The following is a 17429-nucleotide window of genomic DNA, read 5'->3' on the forward strand; positions in this document are numbered from 1 at the left end:
AACAAGAAACCACACTGAAAATGTTGTCTTTAATCAATTGTAAGTGTATGTAAAATACCACTTTAGAGTTATAAACCCCCTCTAACTCCTCACTCTTTTGTCTAATTCAGAGACAGATCACCTTTTCAATAATCCTTTAGATAACTACATGTTATCGCGAGATTTAATCAATTTTTGCTAGTTCCCTTCAAAATTAAGTTTGCCGCTAATTTGCACAATTCGTTTATTGCGTGATCTGCCGCGCAAATACTAAACAAAACTCTCAAAGCCCCTACATTTAACGTTTATGAGACATATTATTAACATCCTACAAGGAGAACAAAAGCCATGAGCCAAATACATAAACACGCTATTCCCGCAAACATTGCGGATCGTTGCCTGATAAACCCGGAGCAGTACGAAGAGAAATACCAGCAATCCGTTAACGAACCCGACACATTTTGGGGCGAGCAGGGAAAGATACTTGATTGGATCAAGCCGTACAGCCAGGTGAAGAACACCTCCTTCGCACCAGGCAACGTGTCGATTAAATGGTACGAAGACGGCACCCTGAACCTGGCCGCAAACTGCCTTGACCGTCATTTACAGGCAAATGGCGATCGCACCGCCATCATTTGGGAAGGCGATGACGCCACCCAAAGCAAAAACATTACTTATCGCGAACTGCATCGCGATGTTTGCCGTTTCGCCAATACACTACTGGATTTAGGCATTAAAAAAGGCGACGTGGTGGCCATTTATATGCCGATGGTGCCGGAAGCGGCGGTTGCTATGCTGGCTTGCGCCCGCATTGGCGCGGTGCATTCGGTCATCTTCGGTGGTTTCTCACCAGAGGCCGTCGCCGGACGTATCATCGACTCCAATTCACGTCTGGTGATCACCGCCGACGAAGGCGTGCGCGCCGGCCGCGCTATCCCGCTGAAAAAGAACGTCGATGATGCGCTGAAAAACCCGAACGTGAAAACAGTGGAACATGTGGTCGTCCTCAAACGTACCGGTGGAAAAACGGAATGGCAGGAAGGCCGTGACCTGTGGTGGTCCGATCTTATCGAGAAAGCCAGCCCGGAACATCAGCCAGAAGAAATGAACGCGGAAGATCCGCTGTTTATCCTCTATACCTCCGGTTCAACCGGCAAGCCGAAAGGCGTGCTGCATACCACCGGCGGATATCTGGTCTACGCCGCAACCACCTTTAAGTACGTGTTTGACTACCATCAGGGCGATATTTATTGGTGTACTGCTGACGTGGGTTGGGTAACCGGGCACAGCTACCTGCTGTACGGTCCGCTGGCCTGCGGCGCAACCACGCTGATGTTCGAAGGCGTGCCAAACTGGCCAACCCCGGCGCGTATGTCGCAGGTTGTGGACAAGCACCAGGTCAATATTCTGTATACCGCGCCGACCGCCATCCGCGCCCTGATGGCAGAAGGTGATAAAGCGATTGAAGGCACTGACCGCTCCTCGCTGCGTATCCTGGGTTCCGTTGGCGAGCCAATTAACCCGGAAGCATGGGAGTGGTACTGGAAGAAGATCGGCAACGAAAAATGCCCGGTCGTCGATACCTGGTGGCAGACCGAAACCGGTGGATTCATGATCACCCCGCTGCCGGGCGCCACCGAGCTGAAAGCGGGTTCCGCAACCCGTCCGTTCTTTGGCGTACAGCCTGCGATTGTCGATAACGAGGGTAATCCGCTGGAAGGCGCGACCGAAGGCAACCTGGTGATTACCGACTCGTGGCCGGGCCAGGCGAGAACGCTGTTTGGCGATCACGAACGCTTTGAGCAGACCTACTTTTCTACCTTCAAGAATATGTACTTCAGCGGCGACGGCGCGCGTCGTGACGAAGATGGCTATTACTGGATCACCGGTCGTGTGGACGATGTGCTGAACGTCTCTGGCCACCGTCTGGGAACGGCAGAAATCGAATCGGCACTGGTGTCGCATCCGAAGATCGCCGAGGCCGCGGTGGTGGGTATTCCGCATAATATTAAAGGCCAGGCGATCTACGCCTACGTCACGCTGAATCACGGCGAAGAGCCGTCACCTGAGCTGTACGCCGAGGTGCGCAACTGGGTACGTAAAGAAATTGGTCCGCTGGCAACGCCAGACGTGCTGCACTGGACCGACTCACTGCCGAAAACCCGCTCCGGCAAAATCATGCGCCGTATTCTGCGTAAAATCGCGGCGGGCGATACCAGCAATCTGGGCGATACCTCGACCCTCGCCGATCCTGGCGTGGTAGAGAAACTGCTCGAAGAGAAGCAGGCCATCGCGATGCCATCATAACCACAACCGTGAAATGCCCGATGGTGTACGGCTTATCGGGCCTACAAATCCTACCCCTACCCCTCCCCTGACCGGGAGGGAAAATATAATAACCCACCCCAAAGGATTTCGCGTTGCAGGAAGGCGGCAAGCGAGCGCATCCCCAGGAGCATAGTTCACTATGTGACTGAGGTGGGCGAGTGCGGCCAACACACTTGCAACGTGAAAGACGAAGAGGGCCTCTGGAGAACTCTGTGATGAATGACTCTATTTATCAGCGGATAGAAGACAGTGCGCGTTTCAGGGAGTTAGTTGAAAAAAGGCAACGGTTTGCCACCATTCTGTCCATCATCATGCTGGCAGTTTACATCAGCTTTATTTTACTGATTGCCTTTGCGCCTGGCTGGCTGGGTACGCCGCTACACGCGGGAACCAGCGTCACCCGGGGTATTCCGATTGGGGTCGGTGTGATCCTCATCTCCTTCATCCTGACCGGGATCTATATCTGGCGGGCAAACGGTGAATTCGACCGCCTGAACAATGCGGTTCTGCACGAGGTTAAAGCATCATGAAGAGAGTCCTGACGGCGCTTGCCGCCACGCTGCCCTTCGCCGCAAACGCGGCGGATGCTATTAGCGGTGCAGTCCAACGCCAGCCAACCAACTGGCAGGCGATTGTCATGTTCCTGATTTTCGTCATCTTTACGCTCGGTATTACTTACTGGGCGTCTAAGCGCGTACGTTCGCGTAATGACTACTACACCGCCGGCGGTAACATCACTGGTTTCCAGAACGGGCTGGCGATTGCGGGCGACTATATGTCGGCGGCATCGTTTCTCGGGATTTCCGCGCTGGTGTTTACCTCCGGTTATGACGGGCTGATCTATTCACTCGGCTTCCTGGTCGGCTGGCCAATTATCCTGTTCCTGATTGCTGAGCGTCTGCGTAACCTGGGTCGTTACACCTTTGCAGATGTTGCTTCTTATCGTCTGAAGCAAGGACCAATCCGTATTCTGTCGGCCTGTGGTTCTCTGGTGGTGGTCGCGCTGTATCTGATCGCCCAGATGGTCGGCGCAGGTAAGCTGATTGAGCTGCTGTTTGGTCTAAACTATCACATCGCCGTCGTACTGGTTGGCGTGCTGATGATGATGTACGTCCTGTTTGGCGGCATGCTGGCGACCACCTGGGTACAGATCATCAAAGCCGTTCTGCTGCTGTTCGGCGCCAGCTTTATGGCCTTTATGGTGATGAAGCACGTCGGCTTTAGCTTCAACAACCTGTTCACCGAAGCAATGGCGGTACACCCGAAAGGTTCAGCCATTATGAGCCCGGGCGGACTGGTAAAAGATCCGATCTCCGCCCTGTCGTTAGGTCTCGGCCTGATGTTTGGTACGGCAGGCTTGCCGCACATCCTGATGCGCTTCTTCACTGTCAGCGATGCCCGCGAAGCGCGTAAGAGCGTGTTCTATGCCACCGGTTTTATGGGTTATTTCTACATTCTGACCTTTATCATCGGCTTTGGCGCGATCATGCTGGTAGGCGCTAACCCGGCGTATAAAGACGCTGCTGGCGCGCTGATCGGCGGTAACAACATGGCGGCGGTTCACCTGGCGAATGCAGTGGGCGGCAACCTGTTCCTGGGCTTCATCTCAGCCGTGGCGTTTGCCACCATCCTGGCGGTGGTTGCAGGCCTGACGCTGGCGGGCGCATCGGCCGTTTCTCACGACCTGTATGCCAACGTGTTCCGTAAAGGCGCAACCGAACGTGAAGAACTGAAGGTGTCGAAAATCACCGTACTGGTGCTGGGCGTGATTGCCATCCTGCTCGGCGTGCTGTTTGAGAACCAGAATATCGCCTTCATGGTAGGTCTGGCGTTTGCTATCGCAGCCAGCTGCAACTTCCCGATCATTCTGCTCTCCATGTACTGGTCAAGACTGACCACGCGTGGCGCAATGTTGGGCGGCTGGTTAGGTCTGCTGACGGCGGTGGTGCTGATGGTGCTTGGCCCGACGATTTGGGTCCAGATCCTTGGTCACGAAAAAGCCATTTTCCCGTATGAATATCCGGCGCTGTTCTCCATCAGCGTAGCGTTCCTCGGGATCTGGTTCTTCTCTGCTACCGATAACTCAGAAGAAGGTAATCGCGAACGCGAGCAGTTCCGTGCCCAGTTCATCCGTTCCCAGACCGGGTACGGCGTAGAACAAGGTCGCGCGCACTAACCACTCCTCCTCATCCCCGGTCTGAAAGACCGGGGCATTTTTTCAGAACATCACCATCGCGACCAGCGGTGCCACCAGCACCATCACCACGCCGGAAAGCATCATCACCAAGCTGGCGACCACGCCCTCCTGCTGGCCGAGCTCATAAGAGCGCGCCGTGCCCGCACCATGCGAGGCTGCGCCAAATCCTGCGCCTTTCGCCATCCCTTCCCGAATAGAAAGCCGTAAAAACAGTACATCGCCAACCGCCATACCAAATACACCGGTCACTACCACGAACAATGCCACCAGGTCTGGTTGCCCACCCAACGGCTCTGCTGCTGCCAGCGCAAACGGCGTGGTGACGGAGCGCACCGCCAGGCTACGCTGGATTTCATCAGGCAACATAAACAGACGCGCCAGCCACACGGAACTGGTAACGGCCACCAGCGTTGCCGTCACCACGCCCGCCGTCAGTGACATCCAGTGCCGCTTAATCACGGCAAGGTTGTCATAAACCGGAACGGCAAAAGCGATGGTCGCAGGGCCTAACAGCCACAGCAACCAGTGCGATTCACCAATATAGTTTTGCCAGGAGATATGCCCGAAGACCAGCATCAGGACCAGCAGCGCCGGAGTGAACACTAACGGCATCAGCGGTAATTTACGAAAACGGCGATACAGGCGCTTGTTGGCAAAATAGATGCCCAGCGTAATCACCAGACACAGCACGCTTAGCTGGAAATTACTCACGGTTTAGCCTGCTCATTTCATAGCGATACACTTTATCCACGACCCACGCCGTTGCGCCAAGCACCATCAACGTACTTAGCGCAATGACAGCAAATATGCGCCAACCATCGACCAACAACAGCTGCGTATAGTTGACGACAGCCACCACCGCCGGAACAAAAAACAGCAGCATTTCAGCCAGTAACCAGCGAGCGCCTGCGCGAATCCAGTTCAACGGGATAACCCGGCAGACAATCAGCGCCAACATCAGCACCATCCCAACCAGGTTGGCAGGAAGCGGCAGATGCAACCAGGAGACAAGATATTGAGCAAATACAAATAGACCTGCGTACAACAGAACCTGAACGGGGATCTGGAGTCGATGAATAACGGCAGGCGTCACGCGGCTTATCGCCACAGCCATGAGGGTATGTCCTTAAAAAATAGAGAGCGCCAGTATAGAGAGCCCCCGTCCAGGACTGAAATGAATTAAACTCATTGCAGGCATAGTCTTAAGGAATAATCATGGATATCAGAACGCTGCGCTATTTTGTTGAGGTGGTTCGTCAGCAGAGCTTTACCCGCGCAGCGGAGAAGCTTTTTGTCACCCAGCCCACCATCAGCAAGATGTTGAAGAACCTTGAAGACGAGCTTAACTGCACGCTGTTAATCCGCGACGGTCGGCGACTGCTGTTAACCGACACTGGACAGGTTGTTTTCGAACGCGGCCTGGCGATCCTCGCCGAGTTTCGCCAGCTCGAAGCAGAACTCAGCGACATTAATCACCTCAACAAGGGAGTGCTGCGCCTCGGCATCCCCCCCATGGTCGGTATGTTGATGGCCGGGCCTATCAGCCTGTTTCGCCAGCGCTATCCCGGCGTTGAACTGAAGGTGTCTGAATTTGGAGGCTTAACCGTCCAGCAGGCGGTGATGAATGGCGATCTGGATGTCGCGATGACCGCGCTGCCGGTTGAAGAAGAGAGCGGCCTGGCGACCTTACCGCTTTTTAGCCATCCGCTCTGCGTGCTGGTCCCCCGCTCCGGTCAGTGGACAACGTGTGAATCCATTTCCCCCGAGGCGTTAGCGGAGCATCCCCTGCTTATCTATAACGAAGATTTCGCGTTGAGCCGTCAGTTGCTTGAGCTGTTTAACCAGCACAACGTCAAACCCCGCATCGCGGTACGCAGTGGGCAGTGGGATTTTCTGGCGGCGATGGTGCAAGCCGGAGTCGGGATCGCCATTTTACCGGAGCCGATTTGCCAGCGATTGGATAAGCAGACGCTGCGCTGGATCCCTTTGGAGAGTGATTTACGCTGGCAGTTGGGCATGATTTGGCGCGAAGGTGTGTATCTGTCGCACAGCGCCCAGGCGTGGCTCAAATGCTGTGAAGGGTTCTGGCTAACGCAAGAGTCGTAAAATGCCGGGTGCGGCTTAACGCTTATCAGACCTACAATTGGATTCCGTAGGCCTGATAAGCGTAGCGCCATCAGGCACAACCGTTTATTCGTTCTCGATCAACAGCGCTTCCAGCAAATCCAGATCGTGCAGCAGTTTTTGCAACGTTTCATTGCTAATTTCCCGCGTGGCGCGCAGGTGATAAAGTTCCGCGCGCTCGGAACGCAGGGCCGCCAGACGGAAACGCCGCTCGAGGTTTTCTTCCTGCATCGAGCTTTCCACGTCGTTGCGTCCGTCGGCGCGTCGACGCAGGTTACCGATGACGCGTGAACTCACCTCGGTGAGCAACTGATTGTCGATGTTCTCTTCGGTATCTGCGGCCAGACGCTCCTCCATTTTCTGGATGGCGACAATCGCCACTTCGGCCGTGGCAGCGCGGGCAATTCGTTCCTCTTTCTGCTGCTGCGAGTGGTCTGCCACTTCCAGGTGTTGCAGCAGAAGCGGCAGCATCACCACGCCAACAAACAGCGAGAACAGAATCACGCCCGCGGCAAGGAAGATCAGCTCATATCGCGCCGGGAAGCCGCTACCATCCGGTAACAGCAACGGAATAGAGAGCACACCGGCGAGAGTAATGGCCCCACGCACGCCCGCAAAGGAGGCGATCATAATTTCACGCGTCGTCCAGGAACCAAACTCCATCGGCTTTTTCTTCAGGAAGCGCAGGCTAAACTTCTTCATCGTCCACAGCCAGCCAAAACGTACCAGCATCAGCGCCACGTAAATCAGCACGATATCGGTAAACAGCATCCAGATTTCAACATTCGGATCGGCTTCTGCCGCCGCCAAAGAAGACTCCAGAATCCCCGGCAACTGCAGTCCTAACAGCAAGAAAACCATGCCGTTAAACACAAACTCCAGCATCGCCCAGGTGCTGTTAGCACGTAAACGCATCGCCAGCGGCGCCCGGCGCATTACCCCGGAACGGGTGATCGTCATCCCGGCTGCGACCGCCGCGAGGATGCCGGAAACACCGATGTGTTCCGCAATCAGGTAAGACGCAAACGGCAGCAGGAACAGCAGAACGATTTGCGTTGCCGGTTCATCACCACCCCAGCGGCTGAGAAAACGCAGGGAGCGCCCGTACAGCCAACTGACGACAAAACCGGCCAGGATACCGCCAATCGCTACCTTGAAGAATTCAAGCGTTGCGCCACCAACCGTAAACACCATCGTGCCCATCGCCACGGCGACGGCAAATTTCAGTGATACCAGACCGGAGGCGTCGTTCATCAACGCTTCGCCCTGCAGGATACCCATGATTTTCTTCGGTATGCGTCCCTCCCCCACTATGCCGGAAAGGGCCACGGCATCGGTTGGCGACAGGACAGCGGCCAGCGCAAAGGCCGGGATGAGAGGGATCCCCGGCACCAGCCAGTAAATCATAAAGCCAATCCCGACCACCGTGACCAGAACCAGCGCCAGCGCAAGGCCGAAGATCTCTCGCCCGTGCTCCAGAAACTCACGGGTTGGCGTCTTCCAGCCATCGGCGAAAAGCAGCGGCGGGATGAACAGAACCAGAAAAAGCTCAGGATCGAATTCCACATGCAAACCAAACGTCGGCCACGCCAGCAAGGCGCCGATGGCGATCTGCATAAGGGGTAAAGGGAGTTGGAATGGCAATACGCGAGTAAAAACCCCCGACAGCGAGACCACAAGGGTCATGATGAGTATGGTGAAAAAGATTTCCATGCGTTCCCTGTTTGCGATGTTTCTTATGATCAGTGATGAGAGGCGTCGTACCTCAATTCTATCTACTTGAGAGTAACGCAAAAGACAACGAGAGTGTTGTGAAAATAAAAACGGGCGGCCAAAGCCACCCGTTTTCAGAATCTTCATCAAATGAGGATTAGATAGCCCAACCACCAGCGTAGAAGGCCACCAGCGCGATGGCGATGACCACTGTGCCGATGTTCAGTTTGCGCCATTCGCCAGAGACGATACGGCCAATCACCAGGGTAGCAAAGCCAATCATAATGCCGGTCACGATGTTACAGGTCAGCACGATAAATACGGCCGTTACCAGCCCCGCCATAGCGTCGACAAAGTCAGCAAAGTCGATTTTCGCTACGTTGCTCAACATCAGCAGGCCCACATACATCAGCGCAGGTGCCGTTGCATATACTGGTACAAGATAAGAGAGCGGAGAGAGGAACAGGATCAGCAGGAACAGTACGCCAACGGTGATCGCCGTCAGGCCAGTTTTGCCGCCTGCCGCCGTACCCGCTGCGGATTCAATATAAACCGCCGCCGGTGCAGCGCCCACCAGGCCAGAGAACACGCTGCTCAGGGAGTCGGTGGTCAGCGCTTTGCCGCCGTCAATAATCTGTCCGTCTTTATCCAGCAGATTCGCCTGTCCGGCTACCGCACGGATGGTTCCGGTCGCATCGAAGACAGCGGTCATGACCAGCGCCAGCACGCTCGGCAGTACGATTGGGTTTAGTGCGCCCATAATATCCAGGCTACCGATCAGCGAGTTACCGTTTTCGTCGCTCAGAGACGGCATGGCAAAAATACCGGAGAAATGTACGGCCGGGTCGAAAATCAGACCCACTACGGAAATACCGATAATAGTCAGCAGGATGCCGCCCGGTACTTTCAGTTTTTCGAGGCCAATAATCACCGCCAGACCTACCAGCGACATAATCACCGGGAAGGTATCGAAATCGCCCAGCGCAACCGGCAGGCCGTCCAGCGGGTTTTTAATAACCAGACCCACGCCGTTTGCCGCAATCAGCAGCAGGAACAGGCCGATACCAATCCCCGTACCGTGCGCAACACCCTGCGGTAGATTGCGCAGGATCCAGCTACGAATACCGGTCGCGGAAATGATGGTAAACAGGACACCCATCAGGAACACCGCACCCAGCGCAACAGGCACGCTGATATGTTGTCCCAGTACCAGGCTGAACGCGGTAAACGCCGTCAAAGAAATGGCGCAGCCAATCGCCAGCGGCAGGTTTGCCCACAGGCCCATCACAATAGAACCGACGCCCGCGACCAGACAGGTTGCCACAAATACAGCGGCAGGCGGGAATCCGGCTTTACCCAGCATCCCCGGAACCACGATAACGGAGTAGACCATGGCCAGGAACGTCGTTAATCCGGCAACGACTTCCTGACGAACGGTACTGCCGCGGAGCGAAATTTTAAACCAGGCGTCGAGTGAACCGCCGGTACGCGCTGAAGGCGTAGACATAGAAAACATCCCCTGAGAGTTTATTTTTTCGTCATTATGCGTGCTGGACAATCCACTGCCTGCTAAACGTTTTCTCCATGTGCCAGGTTTGCGTCAATAGGGGTGTCGCAAAAAAGCAAACGTTTAGCTCCGCGCATAAAAAACGGGTGGTAAAAAAAAGCAAACGATTATCCAGCGATCATACGCTGGTTTTCAACTGAACTTTGCCGCTTTTTACTCATTTCTTCTTATAACGCGCAATAAATAATCAGTCGATGCGCAAACGTTATCGTCAATACGCAGTCTGGCAACAAAATTTGCGGAGTTATTACAACATCGGTGTGCCTTTTTCACGCAAACTTGCGCAAGAAAACCGGTGAAGATGCGGAAAATTTTTTGGCTAAAAAATCACCATTTCACTGGTAAATGGAGAGAGGTGGCTTACAATTACATTATCAACACAGACCGGAACCTCACCTAATGTGCTCGACTGAGGGGTGTTGATGTCGGGGGAAACCCTCCCGTGAACCAGCGGGATAGAGTGAAAGACAAAGACCGGAACCAAACTAAAGCGCCCTCTGTGGCGCTTTAGTTTTATATCCGTCAATCCATCAGATATTTCACATCAATCATCTTCCAGCAGACGTGCCCCGGTCCCCTTCTCGCCAAGCTGATCGCCTGGGTTACGCAACGGGCAATCGCTGCGCGACAAACAACCGCAACCAATACACCCATCCAGTTCATCGCGTAGCGCCACTAAAGTATGAATGCGTCGATCCAGCTCTTCACGCCATTGCGAAGAGAGCTGCTTCCACTCTTTAGCACTGAGCGAATGTCCTTCAGGTAATACGCCGAGCGCGTCACCGATCGTTGCCAACGGGATCCCGATGCGTTGAGCAATCTTGATAATCGCCACATAACGCAACACATCACGTCTGTATCGGCGCTGATTGCCGCTGTTGCGCATACTGCTGATTAACCCTTTGCTTTCATAGAAATGCAGGGTTGATACCGCTACGCCGCTACGCTTTGCGACTTCACCAGGCGTGAGCAGCGCTTTTATTCGGGGTAATTTCTTTTCCATAAATCGCTTTACCTCAAGTTAACTTGAGGAATTATACTCGCCCACAGACAAAACGACGAATCGAATACTGAAAAAGAGGCAGCCCTATGTCCCATCAGCAGATTATTCAGACCCTTATTGAATGGATTGACGACCATATCGATCAGCCGCTGAACATTGAGGCGGTGGCGAAAAAATCAGGTTACTCGAAGTGGTATTTACAGAGAATGTTCCGCACGGTGATGCGCCAGACGTTGGGTGATTATATCCGCCAGCGTCGACTCCTGCTGGCTGCTGTTGAACTGCGGACGACCGAGCGACCTATTTTCGATATCGCGATGGATCTTGGTTATGTATCACAACAAACCTTCTCACGCGTGTTTCGCCGCGAGTTTGATCGTACCCCCAGCGATTACCGCCACCGCCTGTAAGATTATTGCCCGCTCTGCGTCAGTATGGCGGGCGACCGTTGTATCCAGTGCATGAACTCCTGTGGCGGCAGCGCCTTCGCAAAATACCAGCCCTGACAATACTGTACGCCACGTTCGCGCAGCCACTCGATTTGCTCAACCGTCTCTACCCCTTCCGCAATCATCTTCAGGTGTAAGCTTTGCGCCATTTCGATGATATGTTCGGCAATCAGGTGACTGGTGCTGTTGGTGGACAACGTACTAATAAATGATTTGTCGATCTTCAGGATATCGATATTCAACGCGGATAAATTGTGTAGATTGGAATATCCCGTCCCAAAATCATCAAACGCCACTTCATAACCCGCCTGACGAAACGCCTGGATTACCGCGGTCATTTTATCTACATCAATAAAACCGCGTTCCGTCACCTCGACTTTAATTTGCTGGGCCGCCACAGAGTACTCACGGTTTTTGTCGGTAATCAGGGCAATAAGTCGGGATGAATGAAAGTCAGAAGCAGAGAGGTTTATCGAGATATAAAGCTGAGGATGCGCCGAAAGAAAATATCCTAAATCGTTGAATACCTCTTCAATCACGTAATCCGTGATCCGCTCAATCATTCCCTCTTTTTCAGCCAGCGGAATAAACTCGGTTGGGCTCATTACTTCACCATCACAGCCCGGCCAGCGCAGCAGAGCCTCAGCCCCTACGCACTGGCCGTTTTCGATATCAATGATCGGCTGGTAGTGCAGACACAGTTGACGTTTTTTGATTGCGCGTTTTAACAAGCGGCGGGGAGATAAGTATTCCTGACGCGTGCGCCACCACATTAACAGCATCAGGATGCTGCAGATAATCCCGAAAGGAATCGTTAACGCAGCCTCATGATAGAAAATCGAATGTATGCGTTTATCCGAGGTCGACACAATAATCGCAATCGGGCGTTTTTCTGAATGCACTTTGGTGTAGAAGCGCTCGTCCAACTGGAAGGTTGAGGCTTCACCGTGCACCAACGGCAATAACTGCGCAATAGGCGCCCCTTCGCTGGCAGAGAAAAAAGTACCCGTTACCGTGTCATACACGCCCCAGGACAGATCCGGGTCATCTGACATAACTTCGCTGTAAGATAATGGGTTGATGACGACAACGTAGTTTCCACGTTGCATATACGTCATTCTGTAGCCAGCGAAAAAGGGGGTATCGCGATAGTAATAGATGGAGATGTCCGGCGTACGTTTATAGTCGGCGGTCGGCATAATATAGGCGACTGGCGGCGCCATCGACGTAGAGCACAAAAAATGATCGCCCTGCGCATAAATTAGCTCGCTGATATATAAACGACCACGAATAATATCTAGCATATTTTTCTGATGTGCCGGGGTACACATCTTACCTTGATACAACAGGGCCATATCTCGCGCTAAATCGGCTTGTTGGATCACCAATTCAGTTTTATTTAACACCAGTTGCGCAAAAGAGCGAAGTTGATTACGGGTTTCGGACATTGCCCGGATTTGAGCAAACCATAACGCCAGCACCACGGGGAGCAATACCACCATGAATGTTCCGAGGAACTTCAGTATCTTGCGTCGCGCACTGTGATTCATGTCAGCCCTGTTTCCCTGTTTCGTATATGCCAGAACCCATTAAGGCAAGATGCTATAAACACCGACTGATTAAGTTGCATGAATCTATCAGTATTAGCAACAGACTTCTCTATGTAAAAGTCTGATAATAGTTGATGATGATATTATTTTTCCGTAAGGCAAACTTAAAGTTATGCTTATTTCATAACGTTATTATCCCCAAGGAGTAATTTTTTATAAGCACTATCCTGGCTTTATTTAAGAAATTCATTAGATTTTTTTAACGATGAATTTAGGATAAATAAAACAGGTAACAAAAATACATCTTTAAGATTGATTATTTAGTATCATTGCTTCCTTAAATATAACCACATATTTAACATGGTTATCATCCTGCAAAAAATACGCCCAACACTGGTGAACAAACGAGCATATGTGATATAGTTCACAAAAATCATGTAACAGAAACGATGTTTCATTCATGTTATTGCCCGTCGATAGCCAGAGTACTACACCCTCGGTGAACACCCCCGCGCTGTCCTGGGCATCCAGACTTTCTGAGGACGTTTTTCATGGCAACGATAACAACTGGCGTGGTTCTTCTGCGGTGGCAATTACTCAGTGCAGTGCTGATGTTTTTAGCCAGTACGCTCAATATCCGTTTTCGTAAATCAGATTATATTGGCCTGGCCGTCATTAGCAGCGGTTTAGGGCTGGTATTTGCCTGCTGGTTTGCGACCGGATTACTCGGCATAACCCTGGTGGATATGTCCGCAATCTGGAAGAACATTGAAACCGTAATGGTTGAAGTGATGAGTCATACACCGCCAGACTGGCCGATGGTGTTGAACTGATAACAGAATTGCATATGGCTACCCCAGTTCTGAGGTAGCCATAATTTTCAGCGAAAAGCAGAAGGATTAGAACGGAATATCGTCGTCGAAATCCATCGGCGGCTCATTAGACGGCGCTGCCGGAGCCGACTGCTGCTGCGGGCGAGACTGCGCGCCGCCGCTGAACTGATTGCCACCTTGCGGCTGCTGAGGCTGACCCCAACCCCCCTGCTGCTGGCCGCCACCTGCCGGAGCCCCACCACCCTGACGACCGCCCAACATTTGCATGGTGCCGCCAACGTTAACCACAACTTCAGTGGTGTACTTTTCTACGCCGGATTGATCGGTCCATTTGCGGGTACGCAGCTGACCTTCGATATAGACCTGGGAACCTTTACGCAGATATTCGCTGGCAACTTCCGCCAGTTTGCCGAACAGCACCACACGGTGCCATTCAGTCTGCTCTTTCATTTCGCCGGTCGCTTTATCACGCCAGGATTCGGAAGTAGCCAGCGTAATGTTGGCAACTGCGCCACCATTCGGCATATAGCGTACTTCCGGGTCCTGGCCCAGATTACCGACGAGAATCACCTTGTTTACGCCTCTGCTGGCCATGATCGTGTCTCCTGAAAAACGTTACTGAATAAGTGTAAGCGCGGGATTGTAGCATTTCCAATAGCGCTTTTACTACGTTGCGAGATCGATTCCAGTAAACAACCCCAGACAGACATTGTTGCACAGGCATCTGCGTTTTGCATTCCAATACTGTATATCCATTCAGGTCAGGTTGTGTCATAATTAACCGTTTGTGATCGCCGGTAGCACCATGCAGCCAGGCAAAAAAGCGTTTAATCCGGGAAAGATGAATGGATAAGATCGAAGTTCGGGGCGCCCGCACCCATAATCTCAAAAACATCAACCTCGTCATCCCGCGCGACAAGCTGATTGTCGTCACCGGGCTTTCGGGCTCAGGCAAATCTTCGCTCGCTTTCGACACCTTGTATGCCGAAGGGCAGCGTCGTTACGTTGAATCCCTTTCCGCGTACGCGCGTCAGTTTCTGTCGCTGATGGAAAAGCCGGATGTCGACCACATTGAGGGGCTGTCTCCCGCCATCTCAATTGAACAAAAATCGACATCCCACAACCCGCGATCCACGGTAGGTACGATTACCGAAATTCACGACTATCTGCGTCTGCTGTTTGCCCGCGTTGGCGAACCGCGCTGCCCGGATCACGATGTTCCCCTGGCGGCCCAGACCGTTAGCCAGATGGTGGACAACGTTCTGTCGCAGCCGGAAGGCAAACGTCTGATGCTGCTGGTGCCGGTGATTAAAGAGCGTAAAGGCGAGCATATTAAAACGCTGGAAAACCTGGCAGGCCAGGGCTATATCCGCGCCCGTATCGACGGTGAAGTGTGCGACCTTTCCGATCCGCCCAAGCTTGAACTGCAAAAGAAACACACTATTGAAGTGGTGATTGACCGCTTTAAAGTACGCGACGATCTCACCCAGCGACTGGCTGAATCCTTTGAAACCGCGCTGGAACTGTCCGGTGGTACGGCGGTGGTCGCCGATATGGACGATCCGAAAGCGGAAGAGTTGCTGTTCTCCGCCAACTTCGCCTGTCCGATCTGCGGCTACAGCATGCGCGAGCTGGAACCACGTCTGTTCTCGTTCAATAACCCAGCGGGTGCATGCCCGACCTGTGACGGTCTCGGCGTGCAGCAGTATTTCGATCCTGACCGGGTGATCCAAAATCCGGAACTGTCGCTGGCCGGTGGTGCTATCCGCGGCTGGGATCGCCGTAACTTCTATTACTTCCAGATGATTAAGTCACTGGCGGAACACTATAAATTCGACGTCGAAGCCCCATGGGCCAGCCTGAACCCTGCCGTGCATAAAGTGGTGCTGTACGGTTCCGGCAAAGAGAATATCGAATTTAAATACATGAACGATCGCGGCGATACGTCCGTACGCCGCCATCCGTTCGAAGGCGTATTGCACAATATGGAGCGCCGTTATAAAGAGACGGAATCCAGCGCGGTACGTGAAGAATTAGCCAAGTTCATTAGCAACCGACCGTGCGCCAGCTGTGAGGGGACGCGTTTACGCCGGGAAGCCCGCCACGTATTTGTCGAAAATACGCCGCTGCCCGCGATTTCCGACATGAGCATCGGTCACGCCATGGATTTCTTCAACAACTTGAAGCTTGCGGGTCAGCGAGCGAAGATTGCAGAGAAAATTCTCAAAGAGATTGGCGATCGTCTGAAGTTCCTGGTCAACGTCGGCCTCAACTATCTGACGCTGTCGCGTTCAGCAGAAACGCTCTCCGGCGGCGAAGCCCAGCGTATTCGTCTGGCAAGCCAGATCGGCGCAGGTCTGGTCGGCGTAATGTACGTGCTGGATGAACCGTCTATCGGTCTGCATCAGCGCGATAACGAGCGTCTGTTGGGTACGCTTATCCACCTGCGTAATCTGGGCAATACCGTCATTGTGGTTGAGCACGATGAAGACGCGATTCGCGCCGCTGACCACGTCATCGACATCGGCCCCGGCGCGGGCGTTCACGGCGGCCAGGTGGTTGCCGAAGGTACGCTAAAAGATATCATGGCCGTGCCTGAGTCGCTGACCGGCCAGTACATGAGCGGTAAGCGCAAGATTGAAGTGCCGAAACAGCGCGTGGCGGCAGACCCGGAAAAAGTGTTGAAGCTGACCGGCGCGCGCGGTAACAACCTGAAAGATGTCACGCTGACGCTGCCGGTTGGTTTATTTACCTGCATTACCGGTGTTTCCGGTTCGGGTAAATCGACGCTAATTAACGACACGCTGTTCCCGATTGCGCAGACGGCGCTGAACGGCGCCACGCTGGCTGAACCCGCGCCATATCGTGATGTTCAGGGCTTGGAACATTTCGACAAAGTGATCGACATTGACCAAAGCCCGATTGGCCGTACGCCGCGCTCTAACCCGGCAACCTACACCGGCGTGTTTACGCCAGTGCGCGAACTGTTTGCCGGCGTGCCGGAGTCGCGTGCGCGCGGTTATACTCCGGGTCGTTTCAGCTTTAACGTCCGCGGCGGACGCTGTGAAGCTTGTCAGGGCGACGGCGTGATCAAAGTCGAAATGCACTTCTTACCGGATATCTACGTGCCGTGCGATCAGTGTAAAGGCAAACGCTATAACCGCGAAACACTGGAGATTAAGTACAAGGGCAAGACTATCCACGAAGTGCTGGATATGACGATTGAAGAGGCGCGTGAGTTCTTCGATGCCGTTCCGGCGCTGGCGCGTAAGCTGCAAACGCTGATGGACGTGGGTCTGACGTACATCCGACTGGGTCAGTCCGCCACCACGCTCTCGGGCGGTGAAGCGCAGCGCGTGAAGCTGGCGCGTGAACTGTCCAAACGCGGTACCGGGCAAACGCTGTATATTCTCGATGAACCGACCACCGGTCTGCATTTTGCGGATATTCAGCAACTGCTGGACGTGCTGCATCAGCTCCGGGATCAGGGCAACACCATCGTAGTGATTGAGCACAATCTGGACGTGATAAAAACCGCTGACTGGATTGTCGATCTCGGTCCGGAAGGCGGCAGCGGCGGCGGGGAAATTCTGGTTTCAGGCACACCAGAAACGGTCGCTGAGTGTGAAGCCTCACACACGGCTCGTTTCCTCAAACCACTGTTGTAATCATGCCGATGGCGCTAC

At 53.4% G+C, this 17429-nt stretch carries 14 protein-coding genes; 7 read left to right on the forward strand and 7 right to left on the reverse strand.

The window, feature by feature from the left end; translation table 11 throughout:
* Positions 1-327: 327 nt before the first annotated feature.
* The 3 genes from acs (at position 328) to actP (ending at position 4483) form a co-directional block, all read left to right on the forward strand.
* Entirely contained in the window at positions 328-2286 is a 1959-nt protein-coding gene (gene acs / locus GPJ68_RS23060) for an acetate--CoA ligase (RefSeq protein ID WP_016155371.1), read from the forward strand.
* A gap of 236 nt (positions 2287-2522) precedes the next feature.
* Positions 2523-2837 carry a DUF485 domain-containing protein gene (locus GPJ68_RS23065; protein ID WP_016155370.1) on the forward strand — a complete coding sequence of 105 codons (315 nt, stop codon included), beginning with the start codon at positions 2523-2525 and terminating at the stop codon, positions 2835-2837.
* The gene (actP, locus tag GPJ68_RS23070) at positions 2834-4483 is read left to right on the forward strand and encodes a cation/acetate symporter ActP (RefSeq protein ID WP_016155369.1); all 1650 of its coding nucleotides are present in this window, start codon (positions 2834-2836) and stop codon (positions 4481-4483) included. The genes GPJ68_RS23065 and actP overlap by 4 nt, the downstream gene beginning before the upstream one ends.
* Before the next feature lie 42 nt (positions 4484-4525).
* Here actP and GPJ68_RS23075 read toward each other — a convergent pair whose 3' ends face one another.
* Together GPJ68_RS23075 and GPJ68_RS23080 are read right to left on the reverse strand one after the other, a co-directional pair.
* Positions 4526-5215 (reverse strand): LrgB family protein, encoded by a 690-nt coding sequence (locus GPJ68_RS23075; protein ID WP_016155368.1) that lies wholly within the window; start codon positions 5213-5215, stop codon positions 4526-4528.
* Entirely contained in the window at positions 5208-5618 is a 411-nt protein-coding gene (locus GPJ68_RS23080) for a CidA/LrgA family protein (protein WP_016155367.1), read from the reverse strand. Before GPJ68_RS23080 ends, GPJ68_RS23075 begins: the two co-directional genes overlap by 8 nt.
* 101 nt (positions 5619-5719) lie before the next feature.
* On the opposite strand from GPJ68_RS23080, the gene GPJ68_RS23085 reads away from it, so the two are divergent.
* A complete protein-coding gene (locus GPJ68_RS23085; protein WP_016155366.1) occupies positions 5720-6610 on the forward strand; it encodes a LysR family transcriptional regulator in 891 nt (296 codons plus the stop codon).
* Between the two features lie 84 nt (positions 6611-6694).
* On the opposite strand, the gene GPJ68_RS23090 is transcribed toward GPJ68_RS23085, so the two are convergent.
* The 3 genes from GPJ68_RS23090 to soxR form a co-directional block, all read right to left on the reverse strand.
* A complete protein-coding gene (locus tag GPJ68_RS23090) occupies positions 6695-8341 on the reverse strand; it encodes a Na+/H+ antiporter (protein WP_016155450.1) in 1647 nt (548 codons plus the stop codon).
* A 157-nt stretch (positions 8342-8498) separates the two neighbouring features.
* Positions 8499-9848: a guanine/hypoxanthine transporter GhxP gene (ghxP, locus tag GPJ68_RS23095; RefSeq protein ID WP_016155449.1), complete on the reverse strand. Its 1350-nt coding sequence runs from the start codon at positions 9846-9848 to the stop codon at positions 8499-8501.
* 604 nt (positions 9849-10452) lie between these two features.
* Positions 10453-10911 (reverse strand): redox-sensitive transcriptional activator SoxR, encoded by a 459-nt coding sequence (soxR, locus tag GPJ68_RS23100; RefSeq protein WP_016155363.1) that lies wholly within the window; start codon positions 10909-10911, stop codon positions 10453-10455.
* A gap of 86 nt (positions 10912-10997) precedes the next feature.
* Between soxR and soxS the strand changes: the two genes are divergently transcribed.
* Entirely contained in the window at positions 10998-11321 is a 324-nt protein-coding gene (soxS, locus tag GPJ68_RS23105) for a superoxide response transcriptional regulator SoxS (RefSeq protein WP_016155362.1), read from the forward strand.
* Between the two features lie 2 nt (positions 11322-11323).
* On the opposite strand, the gene GPJ68_RS23110 is transcribed toward soxS, so the two are convergent.
* Positions 11324-12910 (reverse strand): EAL domain-containing protein, encoded by a 1587-nt coding sequence (locus GPJ68_RS23110; RefSeq protein WP_047415511.1) that lies wholly within the window; start codon positions 12908-12910, stop codon positions 11324-11326.
* 551 nt (positions 12911-13461) lie between these two features.
* Here GPJ68_RS23110 and GPJ68_RS23115 point away from each other — a divergent pair.
* A complete protein-coding gene (locus GPJ68_RS23115) occupies positions 13462-13743 on the forward strand; it encodes a YjcB family protein (protein WP_016155360.1) in 282 nt (93 codons plus the stop codon).
* 66 nt (positions 13744-13809) lie between these two features.
* On the opposite strand, the gene ssb1 is transcribed toward GPJ68_RS23115, so the two are convergent.
* Entirely contained in the window at positions 13810-14337 is a 528-nt protein-coding gene (gene ssb1, locus GPJ68_RS23120; protein WP_016155359.1) for a single-stranded DNA-binding protein SSB1, read from the reverse strand.
* 251 nt (positions 14338-14588) lie between these two features.
* Between ssb1 and uvrA the strand changes: the two genes are divergently transcribed.
* A complete protein-coding gene (gene uvrA / locus GPJ68_RS23125) occupies positions 14589-17411 on the forward strand; it encodes an excinuclease ABC subunit UvrA (protein ID WP_180837016.1) in 2823 nt (940 codons plus the stop codon).
* Positions 17412-17429 lie beyond the last annotated feature (18 nt).

The sequence above is a fragment of the Citrobacter sp. 172116965 genome, assembly GCF_013458095.1.
GTDB lineage: Bacteria > Pseudomonadota > Gammaproteobacteria > Enterobacterales > Enterobacteriaceae > Citrobacter > Citrobacter braakii.